3 protein-coding genes and 3 pseudogenes are annotated in these 5,978 nt (G+C 69.1%); 3 read left to right on the forward strand and 3 right to left on the reverse strand.

All coding sequences use genetic code 11. The features are described from left to right. Nucleotides 1–311, reverse strand: a pseudogene (locus tag VFF46_RS12075) (hypothetical protein); the annotation flags it as partial. Nucleotides 312–508: 197 nt separating this feature from the next. Between VFF46_RS12075 and VFF46_RS12080 the strand changes: the two are divergent. Continuing rightward, nucleotides 509–798 (forward strand): annotated as a pseudogene (locus tag VFF46_RS12080) (TrmO family methyltransferase domain-containing protein). 264 nt (nt 799–1,062) lie between these two features. On the opposite strand, the gene VFF46_RS12085 reads toward VFF46_RS12080, so the two are convergent. After that, complete coding sequence (locus tag VFF46_RS12085; protein ID WP_325037183.1) at nt 1,063–1,614, reverse strand: dihydrofolate reductase family protein; 552 nt, start codon at nt 1,612–1,614, stop codon at nt 1,063–1,065. Nucleotides 1,615–1,672: 58 nt separating this feature from the next. Next, nucleotides 1,673–3,070, reverse strand: coding sequence for a dihydrolipoyl dehydrogenase (lpdA, locus tag VFF46_RS12090; RefSeq protein WP_325037184.1), 1,398 nt, complete (start codon nt 3,068–3,070; stop codon nt 1,673–1,675). 83 nt (nt 3,071–3,153) lie between these two features. On the opposite strand from lpdA, the gene VFF46_RS12095 reads away from it, so the two are divergent. Both VFF46_RS12095 and VFF46_RS12100 read left to right on the forward strand, forming a co-directional pair. Next, nucleotides 3,154–5,289: a peptidoglycan DD-metalloendopeptidase family protein gene (locus VFF46_RS12095; RefSeq protein ID WP_325037185.1), complete on the forward strand. Its 2,136-nt coding sequence runs from the start codon at nt 3,154–3,156 to the stop codon at nt 5,287–5,289. Between the two features lie 224 nt (nt 5,290–5,513). Beyond that, nucleotides 5,514–5,978 (forward strand): annotated as a pseudogene (locus VFF46_RS12100) (lantipeptide synthetase); the annotation flags it as partial.

Below are 5,978 nucleotides of genomic sequence, written 5' to 3' on the forward strand. Positions count from 1 at the left end.
CGATGGCGCAGCGCGAGGGCCTCACCGATGAGCGCTGATGCCGCGCCGGACGACATGCGCAGTACCGCACCGAACTCGATCGGTGCGAACTCCGCCACCCCGGGACAGCCGTCACCGCCGTACACCTGGATCCGCTCGTAACCAGGCAGTGGCTCATACGGGTCATAGCCAGGCAGTACGGCGTTCTGATCCGCGAACGCGAGCGCGGCCTCCAGGATGCGCACCGCGGACCGGTCCTGGATCCGGGCGAACTCGGCGGCCGCGGACAGTACCTCCGCAGCTGCGAGCTCACTCAGGTCACCTTCGAACATGTGTTTGATTCTACTTCGTGATCGCTCCGTTACCAAATCCTCCAGACCGGCGACTTCTGGTTTGAGAGCGTGTGCTGGTGGACGGGCTTGTTGTGCGGGTGATCGGGCGGGTCGAGTCGCCGTTGCGGGAGCGCGCGGACGCGCCGCGGCAGGGGGACGAAGGGGCGCCGGATGCTTGGGTTGTGTTCGATGAGTCTGTGCGGGACGGGCTTGCGGATGTGGCGGCGGGTGACGAGTTGATCTTGATCACTTGGTTCGATCGGGCGGACCGGGACGTGCAGAAGGTGCACCCACGCGGCGACGCGTCACGGCCGCCGACTGGGGTCTTCTCGACGCGCTCTCCCGACCGCCCGAACCGCTCGGGCTGCATCGCGTTACTGTGCTGGCCGTCGAGAACCTCCGCGTTCAGGTGAACCACCTCGAAGCTCTCGACGGTACGCCGATCGTCGACGTGAAACCGGTACTCGGCGACATCTCCGAACGCTGAGGGCCGACGGCGGAGGGCGGACAGGGGCGGACCGGTGCGCCGACGGCGGGGCGCGGACGGGCGGCGCGGACGGCGGGACCGTGGGCAGCGGGACGCGGACCCGCAGCACGGACGGGGCAGCACGGACGGGGCAGCACGGACGGGCGGGGCGCACGGGCGGGGCGCACGGCAGTGCGGACGGGCAGCGCGGACGGCGCGGCGGACGGGCAGTTGGCGCGCGCGGGACGCCCGGGTCGCGGAGCCGGTTGCGCGGGGGCCTGTGCGTCAGTGGTTGTTGAGTACTCGGTAGTTGGCGAGTACGTGGCCTACCTGAGTCTTTGTGGCGTGGATTGTCTCCAGGCGGAGCGGGCCGAGGGCGTCGAGGAGTTTCTGGCCGGTGCCGACGACGGTGGGGGCGATGACGAGGTGGAGTTCGTCGACGAGGCCGGCGGTCAGGAGGGAGCGGGTGACGGAGATGCTGCCGTGGATGCCGATGTCGCCGCCGGGCTGGGTCTTCAGGTCGCGGACGAAGGTGGCCAGGTCGCCGGTGATCGCGTGGGAGTTCGGCCACGCGTCGCCCAAAGATGTGGACGTGGCGACGTACTTCGGGGCCGCGTTCACGAAGGACGCGAACGGCTCGATGTCGCTCGTCGGCCAGAAGCCCGACCACTCGTCGTACGTCCGGCGGCCGAGGAGGACGCAGTCCTGGGTCGCGATCACCTGTTCGCCGGCGGCGTCGGTCTCGTCGTCCCAGCCGGTGAGGAACTCGTTGGCCTTCTCGGCGACGCCGTCGAGGGACAGGAAGTACGCCGCGACGACCTTGCGTTCGTTTGTCATACCCCAGCGTCGTACGGGCCGGTGTCAGATCGACACCGGCCCGTACAAGAAATGCTGATCAGAAGTTGATCATGTGCCCTTCGAGGCCGTGGAAGGCCTCCTGCAGGGCCTCGCTCAGCGTCGGGTGGGCGTGCACGTTGCGAGCCAGTTCCTTGGTGGTCAGGTCCCACTTCTGGGCCAGGGTGAGCTCGGGGAGGAGTTCGGTGACCTCGGGACCGATCAGGTGCGCGCCGAGCAGTTCGCCGTACTTGGCGTCGCTGATCACCTTCACGAAGCCGGTCGGGTCGCCGAGGCCGTGGGCCTTGCCGTTCGCGGTGAACGGGAACTTGGCGACCTTCACGTCGAAGCCCTCGAGCCGGGCCTCTTCCTCGGTCCAGCCGAAGCTCGCGATCTGCGGCTGGCAGAACGTGGCCCGCGGGATCATCTTGTAGTCGAGCTCCATCGTCTCGTGCCCGGCGATGGTCTCGGCGGCGATCACGCCCATCGCCTCGGCGGCGTGCGCGAGCATCAGCTTCGCGGTCACGTCGCCGATCGCGAAGATGTTCGGCACGTTGGTCCGGCAGAAGCCGTCGATGCCGATCGCGCCGCGCTCGGTCAGCTGGACGCCGATCTTGTCCAGCCCGTACCCGTCGACCCGCGGCTGGAAGCCGATCGCCTGCAGGACCTTGTCGGCCTCCAGGGTCTTCTGTACGCCGTCCTTGCCGGTCACGGTCACCTTGACCGAGGCACCGGAGTCGTCGATCGAGTCGACCCGGGTGCCGGTGAGCACGTCGACGCCGAGCTTCTTGTACGCCTTCGCGAGCTCCTTGGACACCTCGATGTCCTCGAGCGGCACGACCCGGTCCAGGAACTCGACGATCGTCACCTTGACGCCGTAGTTCGCCAGGACGTACGCGAACTCGACGCCGATCGCGCCCGCGCCGGCGATCACGATCGAGCCGGGCAGTTCCTCGGTGAGGATCTGCTCCTCGTACGTCACCACGCGCTCGCTCAGCTGGGTGCCCGGCAGCAGCTTGGTGGTGGCGCCGGTCGCGACGATGCAGGAGCCGAACGTGACGGTCTCCGAGGAGCCGTCGTTCAGCGTCACGTCGAGCGTGTTCGCGTCGGTGAACGAGCCCCAGCCGTCGAACTCGGTGATGTTGTTCTTCTTCATCAGGAAGTGGACGCCCTTGACCCGGCCGTCGGCGACCTTCCGGCTGCGCTGCACCGCGGTCGGGAAGTCGAACGTCACCTCACCGCTGATCCCGAAGGTCTTCGCCTCCGTCCGGAAGATGTGCGACAGCTCGGCGTTCCGGAGCAGCGCCTTGGAGGGGATGCAGCCCACGTTCAGGCAGACACCGCCCCAGTACTTCTTCTCGATGATGGCGGTCTTGAGCCCGAGCTGGGCGGCGCGGATCGCCGCGACGTACCCACCCGGACCCGCGCCGAGGACAACAACGTCAAAGTGCGAGGCCATGAACGAATGCTAACCGGGGTTCCGTAAGCACCGTACGCCGCCTACGCTGGGCACGCGCGTGAGGCGAGTTGTCTGGGGGACGGATGGAACACCGGGGACGCAGGGGGCTGCGATTCGCGGCGCTCGGCCTGCTGCTGGCGGTCGGCGCGGTACCGGCGTACGCCGACGACCCGACGCCCTCCACGTCCCAGCCTCCGCCCGCGTCCGTGACCGATGTGAACCGCTCGCTCGAGCAGCTCCAGGCCGAGGCCGCCGCCGTCCAGGCCGACTTCGCGAAGGCCACGATCGCCTACACGAAGGCGCTCAAGGAGGCCCAGGCGGCCGAGGCCGCCGCCAAGAAGGCCGAGAGTACGGCGAGTACGTCGAAGGGCCGCTCGGACGAGGAGCGCCGCAAGCTCGGCCTCCTCACCGCGCAGGCGTACCAGATGGGCATCCCGACCGTGATGGGTACCGAGTCGATGCTCTGGTCGCTCGCTCCGGTCGCGGAGAACCTCCAAGAGATCGCCGATCGGCAGACCGCGATCAAACAGCTGGGCAGCACCCAGGTCGCGCAGTACAACGCCGCGATGGGCGCCGAGTCGGAGTCGAACCGGCTGCGCGCGGACGCAGCCACGAAGCGCGCCGCCGCAAACGAGGCAGCCACCAAGGCTCAAGAGCTCAGCAAGCAGGTCCAGCAGAAGGCCGCTGACGCCTCCGCCGCGATGGCCGACCAGACCGCCGACCTAGATGTAGCGTCCGGCGTCTCCCAGCAGGTCCAGACAGTCCGCGACGCACAGGCCCTCGCCCGCTGGAAGACGTACCTCACCGAGCTGACCGTCGCGAAGATCACTCCCCCGGCCGCCGCCGTACTCAAGAATCCGGCCAAGCTCCCCGCCGGACTCGCACCGCTCACCCGCCGCGGCGCGGCGGTACCTGGTGTCGCGTCCGTCACCACGGCCGGCCGCACGGTCCGGGTGATGTCCGCTGAGACGATCCGCGCGGTCAACCAGGCGTTCAGTCTGGTCGGCAAGCCGTACGGCGTGGCCGCGACCGGCCCGGACAAGTACGGCTGCCTCGGCGCCGCCCGGGTCGCGTGGGAGCCGTACACCACCCTCCCGAACCTGGTCGGCAAGGTGTACCCGGACTACCAGGCCGTCCCCGCCGCGCAGATCCAGCCCGGCGACCTGCTCGTGATGGGCAGCAAGTCCCTTGGCCTGGTGCACATCGGTGTCGCGCTCGACGGCAACGAGATGATCGCGGCCGACGAGTCCAAGGGCGCGGTCGTCGTCACCTCGGTCCCCGACAACCTGTACGCCGCGCTCCGCCCGACCCTCGGCGCCCCGGCCAAGCCCCAGGTCGCACCGGTCGCGACGAGTGACGCGTACGCGTTCCGCTGCGGCAACACGGCCACGTCGTACGACGTCGGCTCCGGCTCGTGGACCTGGCCGCTGCCGGACGGGACGTACGAGATCGGCACGCCGTTCGGCCAGTCGGGCTCCGAGTGGTCGAGCGGAATGCACACCGGCCAGGACTTCCCGGCCCCGATCGGTACGCCGGTCCGCGCCGTCACGTCCGGCGTGGTCCGGGTCGAGCACCCGGCCTGGGCCGGCAACCTGGTCCGGATCGACCACGGCAACGGTCTCGAGACCCTGTACGCGCACCTGAGCCGGGTCGACGTCACGGACGGCCAGCAGGTGACCGCCGGCCAGCAGATCGGCGCCGTCGGCGACAAAGGCAACACGACCGGACCGCACCTGCACTTCGAGGTCCGGCTCGGCGGCGACCCGGTGAACCCGATGCCGTTCCTCGCGACCGGCTCCGCGAGCACCGGCTGGGGCGGTTACAGCAACGGCATGATCCCGGCGAGCAAGCTGTGCGCGATCGCTCCTGGCCACATGCTCCGCTGCGACGCCGCCGCGGCCTACCAGAAGCTCGCCGCGGCCTACCGGGCACAGTTCGGTACGACGCTGTGCATCACCGACTCGTACCGTTCCTACGCCGCCCAGGTCAGCCTGTACCAGCGCAAGCCCTCGCTGGCGGCCCTCCCCGGTACGTCGAACCACGGCTGGGGCGTCGCCGTCGACCTCTGCGGCGGGATCGACAAGTACAACACCACGCAGTACCTGTGGATGAAGGCCCACGCCCCGGCGTACGGCTGGGTGCACCCCGCCTGGGCCGAGCCCGGCCGCAACCGGGAAGAGCCCTGGCACTGGGAGTTCGGCAGTCCGGCAAGCGCTTGATGAACAGCCCCCGCTTCGTCGCGCTATGTGTCCGCGGCACGACATTCCCGCAGAACTGACCCGCCGTGAGCTACGCGCTGTAGCACCGGCGGCGCGGGTAGTGACATACGCATCCGTAACGTCACGCGCTTCTCACCGCAAAGTGATGACGCCATTCACTACGCGGTCGTGGCGTGCGTTGCGGAGGATGGCCGCGAAGCGCCCGCACAATTGGGGGGACGGCCATGGAGCAGTACGAGCTCTACTGTCTGGTCGACCGCGACTTCTACGACGCCGCCTCCGCGAGCGCCGCGATTCCGGACTTCGCCGTAGCTGCGCGACCGGTGCCGGACGGGTGGGACCACGAGGCCGGCGACATCTGGATGCACTACGCGCCGCACGCCGTGTCGTTGCCCCCGCAGGGCTGGAAGATCCACGTCTCGTCCTGCCTCGAGGACGCCGAGCAGACCTTGACCGCGGTCTGGGACTACTGCGTCCCCAGCCAGCTGGCGTTCAAGTTCCTGCGCAGCGAGTCCGTGCTGGTGATGATGAACTCGAAGGCGGCGTTCCGCGGCTCGAGCGGCAAGCTCGTCACGATCTACCCGGCGGACGAGTCCCGGCTCGAACTCGTCCTCGAGGAACTCGGCGAGCTCCTCGGCGGCATCCGCGGCCCGTACATCCTCAGCGACCTGCGCTACGGTGACGGGCCG

The organism is Kribbella sp., assembly GCF_035655035.1.
Taxonomy (GTDB): Bacteria; Actinomycetota; Actinomycetes; order Propionibacteriales; family Kribbellaceae; genus Kribbella.